At 41.9% G+C, this 17,908-nt stretch carries 18 protein-coding genes; all 18 read left to right on the forward strand.

Annotation, left to right across the window (positions count from 1 at the left end):
- Nucleotides 1-65 precede the first annotated feature (65 nt).
- The 18 genes from sucC (at nucleotide 66) to ABZM97_RS08925 (ending at nucleotide 17,898) form a co-directional block, all read left to right on the forward strand.
- On the forward strand, nucleotides 66-1,223 hold the full coding sequence (gene sucC, locus ABZM97_RS08840) for an ADP-forming succinate--CoA ligase subunit beta (protein ID WP_148961835.1): 1,158 nt from the start codon (nucleotides 66-68) through the stop codon (nucleotides 1,221-1,223).
- Nucleotides 1,224-1,251: 28 nt separating this feature from the next.
- The gene (gene sucD, locus ABZM97_RS08845; protein WP_253269091.1) at nucleotides 1,252-2,154 is read left to right on the forward strand and encodes a succinate--CoA ligase subunit alpha; all 903 of its coding nucleotides are present in this window, start codon (nucleotides 1,252-1,254) and stop codon (nucleotides 2,152-2,154) included.
- A 60-nt stretch (nucleotides 2,155-2,214) separates the two neighbouring features.
- Nucleotides 2,215-3,108: a DNA-processing protein DprA gene (gene dprA, locus ABZM97_RS08850; RefSeq protein ID WP_367387395.1), complete on the forward strand. Its 894-nt coding sequence runs from the start codon at nucleotides 2,215-2,217 to the stop codon at nucleotides 3,106-3,108.
- Nucleotides 3,109-3,294: 186 nt separating this feature from the next.
- Nucleotides 3,295-5,370, forward strand: coding sequence for a type I DNA topoisomerase (gene topA / locus ABZM97_RS08855; RefSeq protein WP_202327679.1), 2,076 nt, complete (start codon nucleotides 3,295-3,297; stop codon nucleotides 5,368-5,370).
- Nucleotides 5,371-5,445: 75 nt separating this feature from the next.
- Complete coding sequence (trmFO, locus tag ABZM97_RS08860; protein ID WP_087992064.1) at nucleotides 5,446-6,753, forward strand: FADH(2)-oxidizing methylenetetrahydrofolate--tRNA-(uracil(54)-C(5))-methyltransferase TrmFO; 1,308 nt, start codon at nucleotides 5,446-5,448, stop codon at nucleotides 6,751-6,753.
- Nucleotides 6,754-6,819: 66 nt separating this feature from the next.
- The gene (gene xerC / locus ABZM97_RS08865) at nucleotides 6,820-7,734 is read left to right on the forward strand and encodes a tyrosine recombinase XerC (protein WP_087992063.1); all 915 of its coding nucleotides are present in this window, start codon (nucleotides 6,820-6,822) and stop codon (nucleotides 7,732-7,734) included.
- A gap of 12 nt (nucleotides 7,735-7,746) precedes the next feature.
- Nucleotides 7,747-8,292: an ATP-dependent protease subunit ClpQ gene (gene clpQ / locus ABZM97_RS08870; protein WP_003238555.1), complete on the forward strand. Its 546-nt coding sequence runs from the start codon at nucleotides 7,747-7,749 to the stop codon at nucleotides 8,290-8,292.
- A 7-nt stretch (nucleotides 8,293-8,299) separates the two neighbouring features.
- Nucleotides 8,300-9,712: an HslU--HslV peptidase ATPase subunit gene (hslU, locus tag ABZM97_RS08875; RefSeq protein ID WP_277986970.1), complete on the forward strand. Its 1,413-nt coding sequence runs from the start codon at nucleotides 8,300-8,302 to the stop codon at nucleotides 9,710-9,712.
- A 39-nt stretch (nucleotides 9,713-9,751) separates the two neighbouring features.
- Nucleotides 9,752-10,531: a GTP-sensing pleiotropic transcriptional regulator CodY gene (gene codY / locus ABZM97_RS08880; RefSeq protein ID WP_087992061.1), complete on the forward strand. Its 780-nt coding sequence runs from the start codon at nucleotides 9,752-9,754 to the stop codon at nucleotides 10,529-10,531.
- Between the two features lie 381 nt (nucleotides 10,532-10,912).
- On the forward strand, nucleotides 10,913-11,302 hold the full coding sequence (gene flgB / locus ABZM97_RS08885) for a flagellar basal body rod protein FlgB (protein WP_087991586.1): 390 nt from the start codon (nucleotides 10,913-10,915) through the stop codon (nucleotides 11,300-11,302).
- The gene (flgC, locus tag ABZM97_RS08890) at nucleotides 11,302-11,754 is read left to right on the forward strand and encodes a flagellar basal body rod protein FlgC (RefSeq protein WP_087991587.1); all 453 of its coding nucleotides are present in this window, start codon (nucleotides 11,302-11,304) and stop codon (nucleotides 11,752-11,754) included. Before flgB ends, flgC begins: the two co-directional genes overlap by 1 nt.
- A gap of 11 nt (nucleotides 11,755-11,765) precedes the next feature.
- On the forward strand, nucleotides 11,766-12,086 hold the full coding sequence (fliE, locus tag ABZM97_RS08895) for a flagellar hook-basal body complex protein FliE (RefSeq protein ID WP_087991588.1): 321 nt from the start codon (nucleotides 11,766-11,768) through the stop codon (nucleotides 12,084-12,086).
- Between the two features lie 45 nt (nucleotides 12,087-12,131).
- Nucleotides 12,132-13,739: a flagellar basal-body MS-ring/collar protein FliF gene (fliF, locus tag ABZM97_RS08900; protein ID WP_367387396.1), complete on the forward strand. Its 1,608-nt coding sequence runs from the start codon at nucleotides 12,132-12,134 to the stop codon at nucleotides 13,737-13,739.
- Nucleotides 13,740-13,751: 12 nt separating this feature from the next.
- Nucleotides 13,752-14,768: a flagellar motor switch protein FliG gene (gene fliG, locus ABZM97_RS08905; RefSeq protein WP_087991592.1), complete on the forward strand. Its 1,017-nt coding sequence runs from the start codon at nucleotides 13,752-13,754 to the stop codon at nucleotides 14,766-14,768.
- Entirely contained in the window at nucleotides 14,761-15,513 is a 753-nt protein-coding gene (fliH, locus tag ABZM97_RS08910; RefSeq protein ID WP_367387397.1) for a flagellar assembly protein FliH, read from the forward strand. Before fliG ends, fliH begins: the two co-directional genes overlap by 8 nt.
- On the forward strand, nucleotides 15,510-16,826 hold the full coding sequence (fliI, locus tag ABZM97_RS08915; RefSeq protein WP_087991595.1) for a flagellar protein export ATPase FliI: 1,317 nt from the start codon (nucleotides 15,510-15,512) through the stop codon (nucleotides 16,824-16,826). The genes fliH and fliI overlap by 4 nt, the downstream gene beginning before the upstream one ends.
- Nucleotides 16,827-16,828: 2 nt before the next feature.
- Nucleotides 16,829-17,272, forward strand: a complete 444-nt coding sequence (gene fliJ, locus ABZM97_RS08920) for a flagellar export protein FliJ (protein WP_087991596.1) — start codon at nucleotides 16,829-16,831, stop codon at nucleotides 17,270-17,272.
- Between the two features lie 11 nt (nucleotides 17,273-17,283).
- A complete protein-coding gene (locus ABZM97_RS08925) occupies nucleotides 17,284-17,898 on the forward strand; it encodes a MotE family protein (protein ID WP_087991597.1) in 615 nt (204 codons plus the stop codon).
- Nucleotides 17,899-17,908 lie beyond the last annotated feature (10 nt).

Genomic DNA, 17,908 nt, shown 5'->3' on the forward strand with positions numbered 1-17,908 from the left:
AGTATTATTATAGAATGAAAGCGCAGTCTATTTTAGTTTTGTTACATAAGTTAGGAGGATGGGAAATGAATATCCATGAGTACCAGGGAAAAGAAGTCCTCAGAAAATATGGGGTATCTGTTCCTGAAGGTAAAGTGGCTTTTACAGCAGATGAAGCAGTTGAGAAAGCAAAGAACTTATCCAGCTCGGTTTATGTCGTAAAGGCTCAAATTCATGCTGGCGGTCGAGGCAAAGCTGGTGGGGTAAAAATAGCAAAATCATTAGACGAAGTTAAAGCGTATGCCGAAGAGCTCTTAGGGAAGACCCTAGTTACACATCAGACAGGTCCGGACGGCCAAGTAATAAAACGCTTACTTATTGAAGAAGGCTGCGATATCAAAAAAGAATACTACGTGGGTCTTGTGCTTGACCGCGCCACTTCCAGAATCGTTCTGATGGCTTCCGAAGAAGGCGGAACAGAAATTGAAGAAGTTGCGGAAAAAACACCGGAAAAAATCAAAAAAGCTGTAATTGATCCGGCTGTCGGCCTCCAAGGCTATCAAGCCAGAGAAATTGCATTCGCTATTAATATTCCAAAAGAGCTCGTGGGGAAAGCTGCTAAATTTATGCTTGGATTATATAAGGCGTTTGTTGAGAAAGACTGCTCTATCGCTGAAATCAACCCGCTCGTTGTCACCGGCGACGGAAGTGTGATGGCGCTTGATGCGAAATTGAATTTCGACAGCAACGCGTTGTATAGACAAAAAGACATTATGGAATACAGAGACTTGGATGAAGAAGATCCGAAAGAAATCGAAGCGTCCAAATACGATTTAAGCTACATTTCCCTTGATGGAAATATCGGCTGTATGGTAAACGGCGCGGGACTTGCAATGTCCACAATGGATATTATCAAGCACTACGGAGGAGAACCGGCCAACTTCCTGGATGTGGGCGGCGGTGCAACCGCAGAAAAAGTCACGGAAGCATTCAAAATCATTCTTTCTGATCAAAACGTTAAAGGGATTTTTGTCAACATTTTCGGCGGCATTATGAAATGTGATGTCATCGCAGAAGGGGTTGTTGAAGCGACTAAACAAGTCGGTTTGACATTGCCGCTTGTCGTCCGTCTAGAAGGCACAAACGTGGATCTAGGGAAGAAAATCCTTAGTGAATCAGGGTTAAATATCACATCTGCGGAATCAATGGCTGACGGCGCGCAGAAAATCGTATCCTTAGTTTAAGAAAGAATGAAAGGCAGGGGACCAGATAATGAGTGTTTTTATTAATAAAGATACAAGAGTTATTGTGCAAGGGATTACAGGTTCTACCGCTTTATTTCATACGAAACAGATGCTCGAATACGGCACAAATATCGTAGGCGGTGTAACACCTGGAAAAGGCGGAACTGAAGCGGAAGGGGTTCCTGTATTTAATACAGTGGCTGACGCAGTTCAAACGACCGGCGCTAACGCGTCTGTTATATATGTGCCGGCACCGTTTGCAGCTGATGCGATTATGGAAGCGGTAGATGCGGAGCTTGATCTCGTGATCTGCATCACTGAACATATTCCGGTTTTGGATATGGTAAAGGTAAAACGCTTTATGGAAGGCAAAAAAACGAGACTGATAGGGCCGAACTGTCCTGGTGTTATCACGCCTGAAGAATGCAAAATCGGCATTATGCCTGGATATATCCATAAAAAGGGTCATGTAGGCGTTGTATCGCGTTCAGGAACATTAACATACGAAGCGGTGCACCAGCTGTCAGAAGCCGGTGTAGGACAATCTACAGCTGTTGGAATCGGCGGCGACCCTGTAAATGGAACAAACTTTATTGACGTTTTAAAAGCGTTTAACGAAGATCCTGACACACATGCTGTCATTATGATTGGCGAAATCGGCGGTACTGCCGAAGAGGAAGCGGCAGAGTGGGTAAAAGCCAACATGACAAAACCGGTAGTCGGTTTTATCGGCGGTAAAACAGCACCCCCAGGGAAGCGCATGGGACATGCCGGCGCCATTATTTCCGGCGGGAAAGGTACAGCTGATGAAAAAATCAAAACCCTTAATGCATGCGGAATAAAAGTTGCAGACACACCTTCTGTAATGGGCGAAACGTTAATTAAGGTGCTGAAAGAGAAGAACTTGTTCGAAACTTGCAAAACGCATTAATAAAGAAGGAACAGCCGTCAAGGCTGTTCTATCTTTTTCTGTCAAAAGGAGGTCAATATATTGGATCAGCCCGCTGCCTGTTTAATGAATTGCAGAATCAATCAATTATTATCCCCATCCCTTCTATTAAAATGGTGGAAAGCCGATCCATCTATGTCGCTGACATCACCCATGTTAGAAACTGTTACTCGCGGTAAAAGAGAGGCAGCTGCATTAAAAAACAAAATAGAAAAACATTATCCAAAGCTTCAGCGTGTACTTGCTTCTTACCATGAGCAAGGCATTATCCCCATCCCGATTTCTTCTAAGCAATATCCTTTCTGGCTGCAAACCATTTATGATCCCCCCGCCGTCCTGTTTGCAAAGGGTGATATGGCTCTTCTTTCCGAAGGGAGGAAAATTGGAATTGTAGGTACAAGAAATCCAACAGCTTATGGGATGCATGTTGTCAATCACCTTACTAAAGAGCTTTGCCGCAAAGAGTGGGTGATTGTCAGCGGACTTGCGTCTGGGATAGACGGAATGTCCCACGCGGCAAGTATTAAGGCGAAGGGGCGGACAATCGGCGTCATTGCAGGGGGATTTCATCACATTTATCCCCGGGAAAACCTTCAGTTAGCAAATCACATGGCAAAACACCATATCCTTCTGTCAGAGCATCCACCTGAAACTAAACCCCAAAAATGGCATTTCCCTATGAGAAACCGTATCATCAGCGGATTAAGTGAAGGCATTATTGTTGTGCAGGGCAAAGAAAAAAGCGGTTCGCTGATTACTGCATATCAAGCACTGGAACAAGGGAGAGAAGTTTTTGCCGTACCCGGTTCATTATTTGATCCTTACGCCGGAGGTCCTATAAAACTGATTCAGCAGGGGGCTAAAGCCATATGGTCAGCAGAGGATGTTTTCGAGGAGCTTCCTGAAAGAAACGTTCAATATACGGAACCCTTTTGAATTATCGTTTGACAAACGGCATTGTAATATTTAATAATAGTGAGGATTTAAAGTTGCATATTGTTTTCTATTTAAATAATGACGTTCATCATAAAGAATGAAATGTTGAAAGCCAAATAAAGACAGCAGCAAAAATAAAATTGAAATACTTGAAAAGAGAGAGAACACCTCTTGAGGGGGATGAAAATGTCTGATTATCTAGTCATCGTGGAATCGCCTGCTAAGGCGAAAACGATTGAACGTTACTTAGGTAAAAAATATAAAGTAAAAGCATCAATGGGACATGTCCGAGATCTTCCAAAAAGTCAAATGGGAGTTGACATAGAACAGAATTTCGAACCAAAATATATTACCATTCGAGGTAAAGGCCCGGTATTAAAAGAGTTGAAAACGGCTGCGAAAAAAGCTAAAAAAGTATATCTCGCAGCCGACCCCGACAGAGAAGGGGAAGCGATTGCATGGCACTTGGCACACAGCCTTGATTTAGATCTCAATTCAGACTGCCGTGTGGTGTTTAACGAAATTACAAAAGACGCCATTAAGGAATCGTTTAAACATCCCCGCATGATCAATATGGATTTAGTGGATGCACAGCAGGCGAGACGTATTTTAGACAGGCTTGTCGGATACAAAATCAGTCCTATCCTATGGAAAAAAGTCAAGAAAGGGCTTAGCGCAGGCCGCGTTCAATCCGTTGCCCTCCGTTTGATTACTGACCGTGAAAAAGAAATTAACGACTTTAAGCCGGAGGAATATTGGACCATTGACGGTACGTTCTTAAAAGGACAGGAAACGTTCGAAGGGAGCTTTTTCGGAAAAAACGGCAAAAAACTTCCTTTAAATAGTGAAGCCGACGTAAAAGACATTCTTTCTCAGCTTAAAGGCAATAAATATACAGTTGAAAAAGTAACGAAAAAGGAACGTAAACGTAATCCGGCTTTGCCTTTTACCACTTCCACCCTGCAGCAGGAAGCGGCTCGCAAACTCAATTTCAGAGCGAAGAAAACGATGATGATTGCACAGCAATTATATGAAGGAATCGATCTTGGAAGAGAAGGAACTGTCGGTCTGATCACGTATATGAGAACGGATTCAACCCGTATTTCAAATACGGCGGTTGATGAAGCTGCTGCATTTATTGATCAGGCATACGGCAAAGAGTTCTTAGGCGGCAAACGAAAGCCTGCGAAAAAGAATGAAAGTGCCCAGGATGCCCACGAAGCCATCCGTCCGACATCAGTTCTCAGAAAACCTAGTGAATTAAAAGCAGTACTCGGCAGAGATCAGATGAGATTGTATAAATTAATTTGGGAGCGCTTTGTTGCCAGCCAAATGGCACCTGCAATTCTCGATACAATGAGTGTCGATCTGACAAACAATGGTTTGACATTTCGTGCAAATGGAAGTAAAGTCAAGTTTTCCGGGTTTATGAAGGTGTATGTTGAAGGAAAAGACGACCAAATGGAAGAAAATAACCGGATGCTGCCTGACTTACAAGAAGGCGACACGGTATTATCAAAAGATATAGAACCGGAGCAGCATTTTACCCAGCCGCCTCCGCGATATACCGAGGCACGACTCGTTAAAACTCTTGAAGAACTCGGTATCGGCCGTCCTTCCACGTATGCTCCGACGCTTGATACCATTCAGCGGCGCGGCTATGTGTCTTTGGATAATAAACGTTTTATTCCGACTGAACTAGGGCAGATCGTTCTTGACTTGATTATGGAATTTTTCCCTGAAATCATTAACGTTGAGTTTACAGCGAAAATGGAAAAAGACCTTGATCATGTTGAAGAAGGCGATACCGAATGGGTTAAGATTATTGATAACTTCTACGCGGATTTTGAAAAACGCGTGAAAAAAGCTGAAGCGGAAATGAAAGAAGTTGAAATCGAGCCTGAATATGCAGGGGAAGATTGTGAGTTGTGCAGTTCTCCAATGGTATATAAAATGGGCCGATACGGTAAATTCTTAGCTTGCTCCAACTTTCCGGATTGCCGGAACACAAAGCCGATTGTGAAACAAATCGGCGTGAAGTGCCCGAGCTGCGGTGAAGGAAATATTGTTGAACGAAAATCGAAAAAGAAACGGGTTTTTTACGGCTGTGACCGTTATCCGGACTGTGAATTCGTTTCCTGGGACAAACCAATTGAACGAAAATGCCCGAAATGCGAAAAAATGCTCGTCGAGAAAAAACTCAAAAAAGGCATACAAGTCCAATGCGTGGAATGCGATTATAAGGAAGAACCACAGAAGTAGCGGTGAGCAGGGTCTTGCTCACCTTCTTTGTGTGTTAAAAGAAGGCCTTGAATAATAAACTAGGAGATGTGAAAGATGAACCAACAAACAGTGAATGTAATCGGAGCCGGACTCGCAGGAAGTGAAGCGGCATGGCAGCTTGCCAAACGGGGAATTCAAGTCAAATTATATGAAATGCGTCCTGTTAAACAAACGCCTGCGCACCATACAGATAAATTTGCCGAGCTTGTGTGCAGCAACTCTCTGCGCTCCAACACACTTGCTAATGCGGTCGGTGTATTAAAGGAAGAAATGCGGGCACTAGATTCAGCTATCATCGCGGCCGCTGACGAATGTTCGGTGCCTGCCGGCGGTGCTCTCGCGGTAGACCGTCATGAATTTGCCGCAAGCGTGACAAATCGGGTAAAAAACCATCCAAACGTAACCGTTATGAATGAAGAAGTGACGGAAATTCCAGAAGGTCCTACCGTTATCGCAACGGGACCGTTAACGTCTGAATCGCTGTCAGCCCAGCTGAAGGAGCTGACTGGAGAAGACTATTTATATTTTTATGACGCAGCGGCGCCAATTGTAGAAAAAGACAGCCTTGATATGGATAAAGTGTACTTGAAATCCCGTTATGATAAAGGTGAAGCGGCGTATTTGAACTGCCCGATGACAGAAGAAGAGTTTGACCGTTTTCATGAAGCATTAACATCAGCAGAAACAGTCCCTTTAAAAGAGTTTGAAAAAGAGATTTTCTTTGAAGGCTGCATGCCGATTGAAGTCATGGCAAAACGGGGAAAGAAAACAATGCTTTTCGGACCGATGAAGCCGGTTGGATTAGAGCATCCTGAGACAGGAAAACGTCCTTATGCTGTCGTCCAGCTCAGACAGGATGATGCTGCGGGAACACTCTATAATATTGTAGGATTCCAGACTCATTTAAAATGGGGAGACCAAAAAGAAGTTCTCAAATTGATTCCGGGGTTAGAAAATGTAGAAATCGTCAGATACGGCGTGATGCACAGAAACACATTCATTAACTCTCCAAGCCTGTTAAAGCCGACTTATCAATTTAAAAACCGCAGTGATTTGTTCTTTGCAGGCCAAATGACGGGAGTAGAAGGATACGTGGAATCAGCTGCATCAGGACTCATAGCAGGCATTAATGCGGCTAAACTTGTACTAGGAGAAGAGCTTGTCACTTTCCCTCAGGAAACAGCGATAGGCAGTATGGCTCACTATATTACAACAACAAACCAGAAGAACTTCCAGCCGATGAATGCAAACTTTGGGCTTTTAAAAGAATTGCCTGTTAAAATTAAAAATAAAAAAGAGCGGAATGAACAATACGCGAACCGTGCGATTGAGACAATTCAAACAATTTTGAAAACAATATAGGTATTGATTGCAACCTGAACGCGATTTGTGATACCATTTAAAAGCCCTTTCTGGGGAGGTTTAGGTATGGATAATGTTAAGAATTTCGTAAAGTTATTCGTAGAATATTTACAAATTGAAAAAAATTATTCACAATATACTATTGTGAATTATGTGGATTCAATTGAAGAATTCGAGACTTTTCTGCGCGTTCAAGGTATAAATGGATTTGAAGAAGCTGCATATCAGGATACTAGGATTTTTTTGACGGAAGCCTATGAAAAAGGTTTATCGAGAAGAACGATAAGCAAAAAGATATCTGCATTAAGAAGCTTTTATAAGTTTCTGATGCGGGAAAAGCTTGTTGAAGAAAATCCGTTTCAGCTTGTTCATCTGCCGAAACAAGAAAAACGGATACCGAAGTTTCTATATCAAAAAGAGCTTGAGGAGCTGTTTGAAGTTTCAGATATAAGCCAGCCGGCCGGAATGAGGGATCAAGCGCTGTTAGAGCTTCTCTATGCCACCGGAATGAGGGTCAGTGAATGCTGTTCCATAACTGTTAACGATGTTGATTTATTTATGGACACTGTGCTTGTTCACGGCAAAGGCAAGAAGCAGCGCTATATCCCCTTTGGGTCTTACGCCCGCGAAGCGTTGAAGGTATATATGAATAGCGGAAGACAGTGCTTGCTGATGAAAGCAAAAGAACCTCATGATCTATTATTCGTGAATCAAAGAGGCGGACCGCTTACAGCCCGAGGCATCAGACATATTTTAAGCGGGCTTGTTCAAAAAGCGTCCGGCACTTTACATATCCATCCGCATATGCTTCGACATACGTTCGCCACTCATCTGTTAAACGAAGGAGCAGATTTGAGAAGTGTTCAAGAATTGCTCGGACATTCCAATCTGTCTTCGACACAGATATATACGCACGTTTCGAAGGAAATGTTGAGAAACACATATATGTCTCACCATCCAAGAGCTTTTAAGAAAAATTAAAGGAGGCCCTTTATGTCATCTTTTCATGCGACCACAATATTTGCCGTGCAGCATAAGGGACGAAGTGCTATGTCCGGAGACGGCCAAGTGACATTTGGTCAGGCTGTTGTCATGAAACACACTGCACGAAAAGTGAGAAAACTGTTCAATGGTAAGGTTCTTGCTGGGTTTGCGGGATCTGTTGCAGACGCTTTCACTTTATTCGAAAAGTTTGAAGCTAAGCTTGAAGAGTACAACGGCAACTTAAAACGAGCCGCTGTTGAGCTTGCTAAAGAATGGCGCAGCGATAAAGTGCTTAGAAAGCTTGAAGCCATGTTAATCGTTATGAATCAGGATACTTTGCTTCTCGTATCGGGAACAGGCGAGGTAATCGAACCAGATGACGGCATTCTCGCGATTGGATCAGGAGGCAATTACGCTTTGGCGGCCGGAAGAGCTTTGAAAAAACATGCCGGTGAAAGCATGTCTGCAAGTGAGATTGCTAGAGCCGCGTTAGAAACAGCGGGCGAAATTTGTGTTTACACGAACGATCAAATCATACTGGAAGAACTTGAATAGAAAGGACTTGAGGCGCATGGAAAAAAAACCATTAACACCAAGACAGATTGTAGATCGGTTAGACCAATATATTGTCGGTCAGCAAAACGCGAAAAAAGCTGTCGCCGTGGCATTAAGAAACCGCTATAGAAGAAGTCTTCTAGATGAAAAACTGAAGGATGAGGTCGTTCCGAAAAACATTTTAATGATGGGGCCTACCGGCGTTGGGAAAACTGAAATTGCCAGACGAATCGCCAAGCTCTCAGGTGCGCCATTTATCAAAATTGAAGCAACAAAATTTACTGAAGTCGGCTACGTAGGCAGAGATGTTGAATCAATGGTCAGAGACCTTGTGGAGACTTCTGTTCGGCTTATAAAAGAAGAGAAAATCAATGAAGTAAAAGAGCAGGCTGAAGAAAATGCAAATAAACGCATTGTTCATCTGTTAGTTCCTGGGAAGAAAAAACAATCAGGCGTTAAAAATCCTTTTGAAATGTTGTTTGGCGGCAGCCAGCCGAGTGGCGAAGATGAGGCGGAGAGCCAGGAAGAAGCAAACATTGAAGAAAAAAGGAAACGAATGGAGCATCAGCTGGCTTTAGGAGAGCTCGAAGACCACTATGTAACAGTAGAAGTCGAAGAGCAGCAGCCTTCTATGTTCGACATGCTGCAGGGCTCTGGTATGGAGCAGATGGGTATGAATATGCAGGACGCACTGAGTGGATTAATGCCAAAGAAAAAGAAACGGCGTAAAATGACAGTCAGAGAAGCCAGAAAAGTTCTGACGAATGAAGAAGCAAGTAAACTCATCGATATGGATGAAGTCGGCCAGGAAGCTGTTCAGAGAGCAGAAGAGAATGGAATTATCTTTATCGACGAGATTGATAAAATTGCAAAAAATGGCGGCGCGTCATCCTCTGCCGATGTATCAAGAGAAGGCGTTCAGCGGGATATCCTCCCAATCGTTGAGGGTTCAACCGTTGTCACTAAATATGGTTCGGTAAAAACAGACCATGTGTTATTTATTGCAGCAGGAGCGTTTCATATGGCAAAACCATCTGATTTGATTCCTGAACTGCAGGGGCGTTTCCCGATTCGTGTAGAACTGAGCAAACTCACGGTAGACGACTTCGTGAGAATTTTGGTTGAGCCGGATAATGCGCTGCTGAAACAATATCAGGCATTATTGCAGACGGAAGGTATATCTCTTGAATTTTCTGACGAAGCTATTCGTAAGATTGCAGAAGTTGCTTATCATGTGAACCAGGACACAGATAATATCGGTGCGAGACGCCTTCATACAATACTTGAACGTCTATTAGAAGATCTATCGTTTGAAGCTCCTGATGTCACAATGGAGAAAATAACGATTACACCACAGTATGTCGAAGAAAAGCTAGGAACAATAGCCAAAAATAAAGATTTAAGTCAATTTATATTGTGAAAAATTTAATATGAGGAATATTTAGGAGGATTATTTATCATGGCTTTATTACAAAAAACAAGAATTATTAACTCCATGCTGCAAGCTGCGGCAGGGAAACCGGTGAACTTCAAGGAAATGGCGGAGACGCTGCGGGACGTAATTGATTCCAATATTTTCGTTGTAAGCCGCAGAGGCAAACTCCTTGGATATTCTATTAACCAGCAAATTGAAAATGACCGCATGAAAAAAATGCTTGAGGATCGTCAATTCCCTGAAGAATATACGAAAAATCTGTTTAACGTTCCTGAAACATCTTCTAACTTGGATATTAACAGTGAATATACTGCTTTTCCTGTTGAGAACAGAGACCTGTTCCAAGCTGGTTTAACAACAATTGTACCAATCATCGGAGGCGGAGAAAGATTAGGGACACTCATTCTTTCACGTTTACAGGATCAATTTCAAGACGATGATTTAATTCTCGCTGAATACGGTGCTACAGTTGTCGGAATGGAAATCTTGCGAGAAAAAGCAGAAGAAATCGAAGAGGAAGCAAGAAGTAAAGCTGTCGTACAAATGGCTATCAGCTCGCTTTCTTACAGTGAGCTTGAAGCAATTGAGCACATTTTTGAAGAGCTTGACGGAAACGAAGGTCTTCTCGTTGCAAGTAAAATCGCAGACCGCGTCGGCATTACCCGATCTGTTATTGTGAACGCACTCAGAAAGCTGGAAAGCGCTGGTGTCATCGAGTCAAGATCATTAGGAATGAAAGGTACTTATATCAAAGTGCTTAACAACAAATTCCTAATTGAATTAGAAAATCTCAAATCTCATTAATCACCGAAAGAACCCCTTTTTAAGGGGTTCTTTTTTATGCTCAAATAAAGGAAATTGATAAGCTTTATTTCCTGGGTTGAAAGTCTTTCTTTGTAATATTTTTAATAAATCTTACATTTTTCATTAAAAAGACTAAAAAATAACGAAAAAAATGTCGAAAAAACAGAAATTCCGCTATTTTCAGGCTTATATCAAGGTGGAAAACATAGTTCAAATAATCTAGGACTATATACCTAGTTATAAAATAGATAATTGTGAGGACATTTTTTTACACGAACTTCATAGACTTTATGCCTGTTATTTCTTACAATAAGCATATAGTTTTACAATTCTCGACAAGGATATTGAGGGTGAAAAAAACTGAAATGGAGGTAAGTGGATTTGAGCTTATTTTCTGGAACGATACAAAATCTTGAAAATGCCTTGGGCAGAGCGAATATTAAGCAAAAAGTCATAACTAATAATATCGCCAATATAGATACACCGAACTATAAGGCGAAAAAAGTCTCTTTCCAAAATTTATTAAATCAAGAATCCTCGCGTCTCGAAGCGACAAAAACAGACTATCGTCATGTTGATTTTTCTGATACTGATTCGAATTATTCAATTGTAACAAGTGCGAATACATCGTATCAGCAAAACGGAAACAATGTTGACGTCGACAAAGAGATGACAGAATTGGCGCAAAATCAAATCAACTATCAAGCTTTAGTTGAAAGAATGAACGGTAAATTTAATTCGCTGAAAACCGTATTAACAGGAGGGAAATAATGACAGCTTTTCATAGCTTAAATGTTTCAGCATCAGCTTTAACAGCTCAGCGTGTCAGAATGGACGTTGTATCGTCTAACTTGGCTAATATGGATACGACTAGAGCTAAGCAGGTGGACGGAGAGTGGGTGCCTTACAGAAGAAAAATGGTTTCTCTTCAGTCAAAAGGTGAATCGTTCTCTTCAATTCTCAATTCTAAAATGGGCGGAAGCGGCAATGCCGGAAACGGTGTAAAGGTTTCTAAAATCGCGGAAGATGATTCAGATTTTAATCTTGTCTATGATCCGGCAAACCCAGATGCAAACGCTGAAGGATATATACAAAAGCCTAATGTTGACCCGTTGAAAGAAATGGTTGACCTTGTCAGCAGCACAAGATCATACGAGGCGAATGTCACAGCAATGAATGCCACAAAGGGAATGCTGATGAAGGCGTTAGAAATCGGAAGGTAAGGTGAACGAATGTGATTAATGCAATTTCTCCTTTTCAGGTTCAAAATACTCAAAACACTCAAAATGCAACAAATCAAGTAAACAATAGCCAAAAAACAGATTCTTCAAATCAAACAAGCTTTTCGGAGCTTTTAAAAAACTCTATTAGTTCGTTAAATGAGTCCCAAGTAGCTTCTGACAACATGACTAATGCCTTGGCTGCAGGAAAAGATGTAAATCTTGATGAGGTCATGATCGCCGCTCAAAAAGCAAGCGTCTCTCTAACTGCTGCAACAGAGTTCCGCAATAAAGCTGTGGAAGCCTATCAGGAGATTATGAGAATGCAAATGTAGAGGGTCTTACGATTAAGAGAAAGAGTGGAATGACCGGGGGTTAACATGAATCGTACTCTAATGCAAATGAAAAACAAAACGAGTGAGTTTTGGAAAAACAGATCTAAATTACAAAAGATTTTAATGATTAGTGCTTTAGCGGCAATTATTATTATTGGAATTATTATCAGTGTTTTTGCTTCCAATTCAAAAATGGCGCCGCTGTACAAAGATTTATCTGCTGAAGAAGCAGGGCAGATCAAAGAAGAACTTGATGCGAAAAAAGTGCCAAACGAACTTTCAAACGGCGGAACAGTGATAAGTGTTCCGGAGGATCAGGTTGATTCATTGAAAGTGCAGCTGGCTGCAGAAGGACTTCCTAAAACAGGATCAATTGATTATTCATTTTTTGGGCAGAATGCCGGCTTTGGTTTGACAGACAATGAGTTTGATATGGTCAAAGTGAAAGCAACACAGACAGAACTGTCGAATTTGATCAATGAAATGGACGGTATTAAAAATTCCAAAGTAATGATTAACCTCCCGAAAGACGCTGTGTTTGTCGGTGAGGAGCAATCTGCAGCATCCGCATCAATCGTCCTGCAGGTACAACCGGGCTATACACTTGATCAAAGCCAGGTCAACGGACTGTATCATCTGGTATCGAAAAGTGTGCCGAACCTAAAAGAAGATAACATTGTCATCATGGACCAAAATTCTACATACTACGACAAATCAAACAGCGATGCAGGGTCCTACGCGGATAGTTATTCTTCACAGCAGGGAATTAAATCTCAAGTCGAAAAAGACATTCAAAAGCATGTTCAGTCACTGCTCGGTACGATGATGGGACAAGATAAAGTCGTTGTTTCCGTTACAGCAGACATTGATTTCACAAAAGAAAATCGCACAGAAGACATTGTCGAACCTGTAGATAAAGAAAACATGGCAGGCATTGCAGTCAGCGCGGAAAAGGTATCTGAAACATATCAGGGTGACGGTGCAGCCAATGGCGGAATCGCCGGAACAGGCGACGATGATGTAACAAATTACGAAGCTGACGGGGAAAATACCGAAGGCGGAGGTTATGAAAAAAGCAGCGAAAAAATCAACTATGAGGTTAACCGGATCCATAAAGAAATCGCAGAGAGCCCTTATAAAGTTAGAGATTTGGGAATCCAAGTGATGGTGGAGCCGCCGGACGCAAAAAATATCGAGTCGCTTTCAGCTGAAAGACAAGAAGATATTCAAAAAATACTTTCAACTGTAGTCAGAACTTCTATTGATAAGGATGCACAAGACCAGGAGCTTACCGACGAGGACATCAATAATAAAATTGTCTTATCCGTCCAGCCTTTTGATGGCAAAGTAAATATGGACGCTGATACAGAAGAAGCCTCAGGGGTGCCGATTTGGGTTTATATTGCAGGAGGTATTTTGATTGCTGCCATCATCGTTCTCATTATTATGCTGGTTAGAAAGAAACGGACGCAAGAGGATGAATTTGAGGAATATGAGTATGAGGTTCCTCAAGAACCGATCAATCTGCCTGATATCAACGAAGAGGAAAATGAAACAGCGGAAACAGTCAGACGAAAACAGCTTGAAAAGATGGCGAAAGACAAGCCAGAAGATTTTGCAAAACTGCTGAGAAGCTGGCTGGCCGAGGATTAGGAGGAATTAGAAATGGCGAGACGTGATCAAGATAAGCTTACAGGAAAACAAAAAGCAGCCATTCTCATGATTTCCTTGGGGTTAGATGTGTCAGCTTCTGTATATAAGCACTTAACCGATGAAGAAATTGAAAGGCTTACCCTGGAGATATCAGGGGTTCGAAGTGTCGATCATCAAAAAAAGGATGAAATTATAGAAGAATTTCATAATATAGCCATTGCGCAAGATTATATTTCTCAAGGCGGCCTAAGCTATGCGAGACAAGTTCTTGAGAAGGCGCTTGGAGAGAATAAGGCGGAAAACATTCTAAACAGGCTGACTTCTTCTTTGCAGGTTAAACCATTTGATTTTGCCAGAAAAGCGGAGCCTGAACAAATTTTAAATTTTATACAACAAGAGCATCCTCAGACGATGGCTTTAATTTTGTCTTATTTAGACCCTGTTCAATCCGGGCAAATTTTATCCGAGCTGAATCCCGAAGTACAGGCTGAGGTCGCCAGAAGAATCGCAGTTATGGACAGAACGTCACCTGAAATTATTAATGAGGTAGAACGGATTCTGGAACAAAAATTATCTTCTGCATTTACTCAGGATTATACACAAACAGGCGGAATTGAAGCCGTTGTGGAAGTGTTAAACGGGGTAGACAGAGGAACAGAGAAGACGATCTTGGATTCATTGGAAATTCAGGATCCCGATCTTGCTGAAGAAATTAAAAAGCGGATGTTTGTCTTCGAAGATATTGTTACACTTGATAACCGCGCAATTCAGAGGGTCATCCGCGATGTTGAAAACGACGATCTGCTCCTTTCATTAAAGGTTGCAAGCGAAGAAGTCAAAGAAATTGTATTCAACAATATGTCACAGCGCATGGTTGAAACCTTCAAAGAAGAAATGGAATTTATGGGACCTGTACGCTTGAAAGATGTAGAAGAAGCTCAGTCTAGAATTGTAAGCATCGTCAGAAAGCTTGAAGAAGCCGGTGAAATTGTGATAGCAAGAGGCGGAGGGGACGATATTATTGTCTAATATCATTAAACAAGAATCATCTTTTTCTCCACAAAAGGATAAAAGAAAACTCTCTATACAAGAGGTGCACATTGATCATTCTCACCTTTTGCAGGCTGAAGAGAACCCAGAAGCGCTTATGGCGCGGGTGAAAGAGGAAGCTGACCGGATTTCTGAGCAGGCCAACAGCCATATAGAAAATATTCGCCGTCAAATTGAACAGGAAAAAAATGATTGGGCGGCTGAAAAACAGAAGCTGATCGAGGAAGCAAAAGCCGAGGGCTTTGAACAAGGTATGGCATTGGGCAGAACTGAAGCGCTTGAACAGTATGCCGAGCTGATCGGCCAAGCGAACAGCATAACTGAAATGTCCAGAAAAGCTGTTGAGGATAAGATTGAAGACGCTTCAGAAGAAATCGTCGAGCTTGCCGTTGCACTAGCTGGAAAAGTGTGGCGGCAAAAATCTGATGATAAAGAGGCATTTCTCCTGCTTGTGAAACAGGTCGTAAACGAAGTAAGGGAATATGACGATATATCAATATATGTGGATCCGTATTACTATGAGACTGTTTTTCAGCAAAAAGATGAAATCATGCAGCTTCTTTATAAAGAATGCCGGCTTGGCATATATGCTGATGAAAAAGCTCAAAAAGGATCATGTTATATAGAAACTCCTTTTGGCAGAGTAGATGCGAGTGTTGACACTCAATTAATGCAATTGAAAGATAAACTTCTGACAGCGCTGGAAGCGGGTGCAGCTGAATGAAGACACAGAGTCTGATAGATTGTATTGAAATGACGGACTCGTATAAACGGTATGGAAAAGTCAAACGGGTGATCGGCCTGATGATTGAATCAAAAGGGCCTGCAAGCTCAATTGGAGACGTGTGCCTGATTTACGCAAAAGGGCAATCAGGTACAGTCATTAAAGCTGAGGTTGTCGGCTTCCAGGAAGAGAATATTTTGCTTATGCCTTATTTAGAGGCTGCAAGCATTGCGCCCGGCAGTATTGTAGAAGCCACTGGTGAATCTCTTCGGGTTAAAGTCGGAGCCGGACTGATCGGACAAGTCATCGATGCTTTTGGCGAGCCGCTTGATGGAAAACTTCTGCCGAAAGGGCTTTCGCCTGTATCGACAGAGCAATCACCGCCCAATCCGATGAAACGGCCGCCTATTCGAGAAAAGATGGGTGTCGGAGTCAGGTCGATTGACAGCTTGCTGACAGTCGGTAAAGGCCAGCGAATTGGTATTTTTGCAGGGAGCGGTGTCGGAAAAAGCACATTAATGGGGATGATCGCCAAGCAGACAGAGGCTGACTTAAATGTCATTGCACTTGTCGGGGAACGCGGGCGAGAGGTTCGGGAATTTATTGAAAAAGATCTTGGGAAAGAGGGGCTGAAACGATCGATTGTAGTCGTTGCCACCTCAGATCAGCCGGCATTAATGAGATTAAAAGCGGCATATACAGCAACGGCAATTGCCGAGTATTTCCGTGATAAAGGCCAAAATGTCATGTTTATGATGGATTCAGTCACAAGGGTGGCAATGGCCCAGCGTGAGATTGGACTGGCTGCCGGCGAGCCGCCGACAACAAAGGGTTATACACCTTCTGTGTTCGCTATTTTACCACGTTTATTAGAACGAACCGGTGCAAATGAGCACGGAACCATTACGGCGTTTTACACAGTATTGGTAGATGGTGATGACATGAATGAGCCGATTGCTGACACTGTTCGCGGGATTTTAGACGGACATATCGTGTTGGACAGGGCGCTTGCCAATAAAGGCCAGTTTCCTGCAGTTAATGTACTAAAAAGCATCAGCAGGGTGATGTCTAACATATCGACTAGGCAACACCTGAGTGCAGCTAATAAATTCCGTGAGCTTTTATCGACTTATCAAAATTCGGAAGATCTCATTAATATCGGAGCTTACAAAAGAGGATCCTCTAGAGAAATCGATGAAGCAATACAATTTTATCCGCAGCTTATTCAATTTTTAAAACAGGGAACAGACGAATCGGCATTATTGGAAGAGAGCATTGCTGCATTAACTAGTTTGACAGGAAATGAGGAATAAACGTGGCCTATCAATTTAGATTCCAAAAGCTGCTGGAACTAAAAGAAAATGAGAAAGATCAATCCTTATCTGAGTATCAGCAATCAGTTTCTGAATTTGAAAATGTTGCTGAAAAATTATATGAGAATATGAGCAAAAAGGAATTGCTTGAACAAAATAAGGAAGAGAAATTGAAAAGCGGTATGAGTGTACAAGAAATGAGGCATTACCAGCAATTTGTGTCAAATCTTGACAACACAATTTATCATTATCAAAAGCTTGTCATTATGAAACGAAATCAAATGAATCAAAAACAAGAAATTTTGACAGAGAAAAATATTGAAGTGAAAAAGTTTGAAAAAATGCGTGAAAAACAGTTTAAAATGTTTGCTCTTGAAGACAAAGCTGCAGAGATGAAAGAAATGGACGACATTTCGATCAAGCAGTTTATGATTCAAGGCCATTAGGGGCGAATGTAATGTCAGGCAAAAAGAAAGAATCAGGTAAGTTCCGTTCGGTTTTGCTTATCATTATCCTTCCGCTGATGTTTCTTCTAATCGCAGGGGGGATTGTTCTTTGGGCGGCTGGTGTCAATGTCCTAAAGCCGATACAGGAAGCTGCGGCAAAAACGCCGATTCTTAAAGAATGGGTTCCTGAAACCGAAAATAAAAAAGACACAGCATCAAGTAAGGATAGCAGTAATACGGCAGCTCTGGAAAAGACCATTAAGGATCAAAAAAGTGAAATCAGTATATTGAATAAAGATTTAGAAACGAGTAAATCTGAAATCGACAGGCTCAACCAAAAGATTCGTTCTCTTGAAAAGACGGCGGAGGATCAAAAGAAGTCATCAGAAGATCATACTAAAGAAACATCAGGTTCGAATTCTTCTTCTGAGGATGACAAAGTGATCAGTGTATATAAGAGCATGGACAGCGGAAAGGCTGCTAAAATTATTGCCCAATTAAATGAGCAGGAAGCGCTGAAAATATTGAATGGCCTAAGCAAAAAGCAGCTTGCCGACATATTGGCGAAAATGACTCCTGAGCAAGCGGCAACCTATACAGAAAAAATTGCTGCCAGTCAAGAATAGGGGGAATTAA

It is taken from the genome of Bacillus vallismortis (genome assembly GCF_040784915.1).
Lineage (GTDB): Bacteria > Bacillota > Bacilli > Bacillales > Bacillaceae > Bacillus > Bacillus subtilis_G.

Bases quoted from the DNA above. Each gene is read 5' to 3' on its own strand.
- sucC (WP_148961835.1), top strand. From the start codon at position 66: ATGAATATCCATGAGTACCAGGGAAAAGAAGTCCTCAGAAAATATGGG.
- sucD (WP_253269091.1), top strand. From the start codon at position 1,252: ATGAGTGTTTTTATTAATAAAGATACAAGAGTTATTGTGCAAGGGATT.
- topA (WP_202327679.1), top strand. From the start codon at position 3,295: ATGTCTGATTATCTAGTCATCGTGGAATCGCCTGCTAAGGCGAAAACG.
- trmFO (WP_087992064.1), top strand. From the start codon at position 5,446: ATGAACCAACAAACAGTGAATGTAATCGGAGCCGGACTCGCAGGAAGT.
- xerC (WP_087992063.1), top strand. From the start codon at position 6,820: ATGGATAATGTTAAGAATTTCGTAAAGTTATTCGTAGAATATTTACAA.
- clpQ (WP_003238555.1), top strand. From the start codon at position 7,747: ATGTCATCTTTTCATGCGACCACAATATTTGCCGTGCAGCATAAGGGA.
- codY (WP_087992061.1), top strand. From the start codon at position 9,752: ATGGCTTTATTACAAAAAACAAGAATTATTAACTCCATGCTGCAAGCT.
- flgC (WP_087991587.1), top strand. From the start codon at position 11,302: ATGACAGCTTTTCATAGCTTAAATGTTTCAGCATCAGCTTTAACAGCT.
- fliF (WP_367387396.1), top strand. From the start codon at position 12,132: ATGAATCGTACTCTAATGCAAATGAAAAACAAAACGAGTGAGTTTTGG.
- fliG (WP_087991592.1), top strand. From the start codon at position 13,752: ATGGCGAGACGTGATCAAGATAAGCTTACAGGAAAACAAAAAGCAGCC.
- fliI (WP_087991595.1), top strand. From the start codon at position 15,510: ATGAAGACACAGAGTCTGATAGATTGTATTGAAATGACGGACTCGTAT.
- ABZM97_RS08925 (WP_087991597.1), top strand. From the start codon at position 17,284: ATGTCAGGCAAAAAGAAAGAATCAGGTAAGTTCCGTTCGGTTTTGCTT.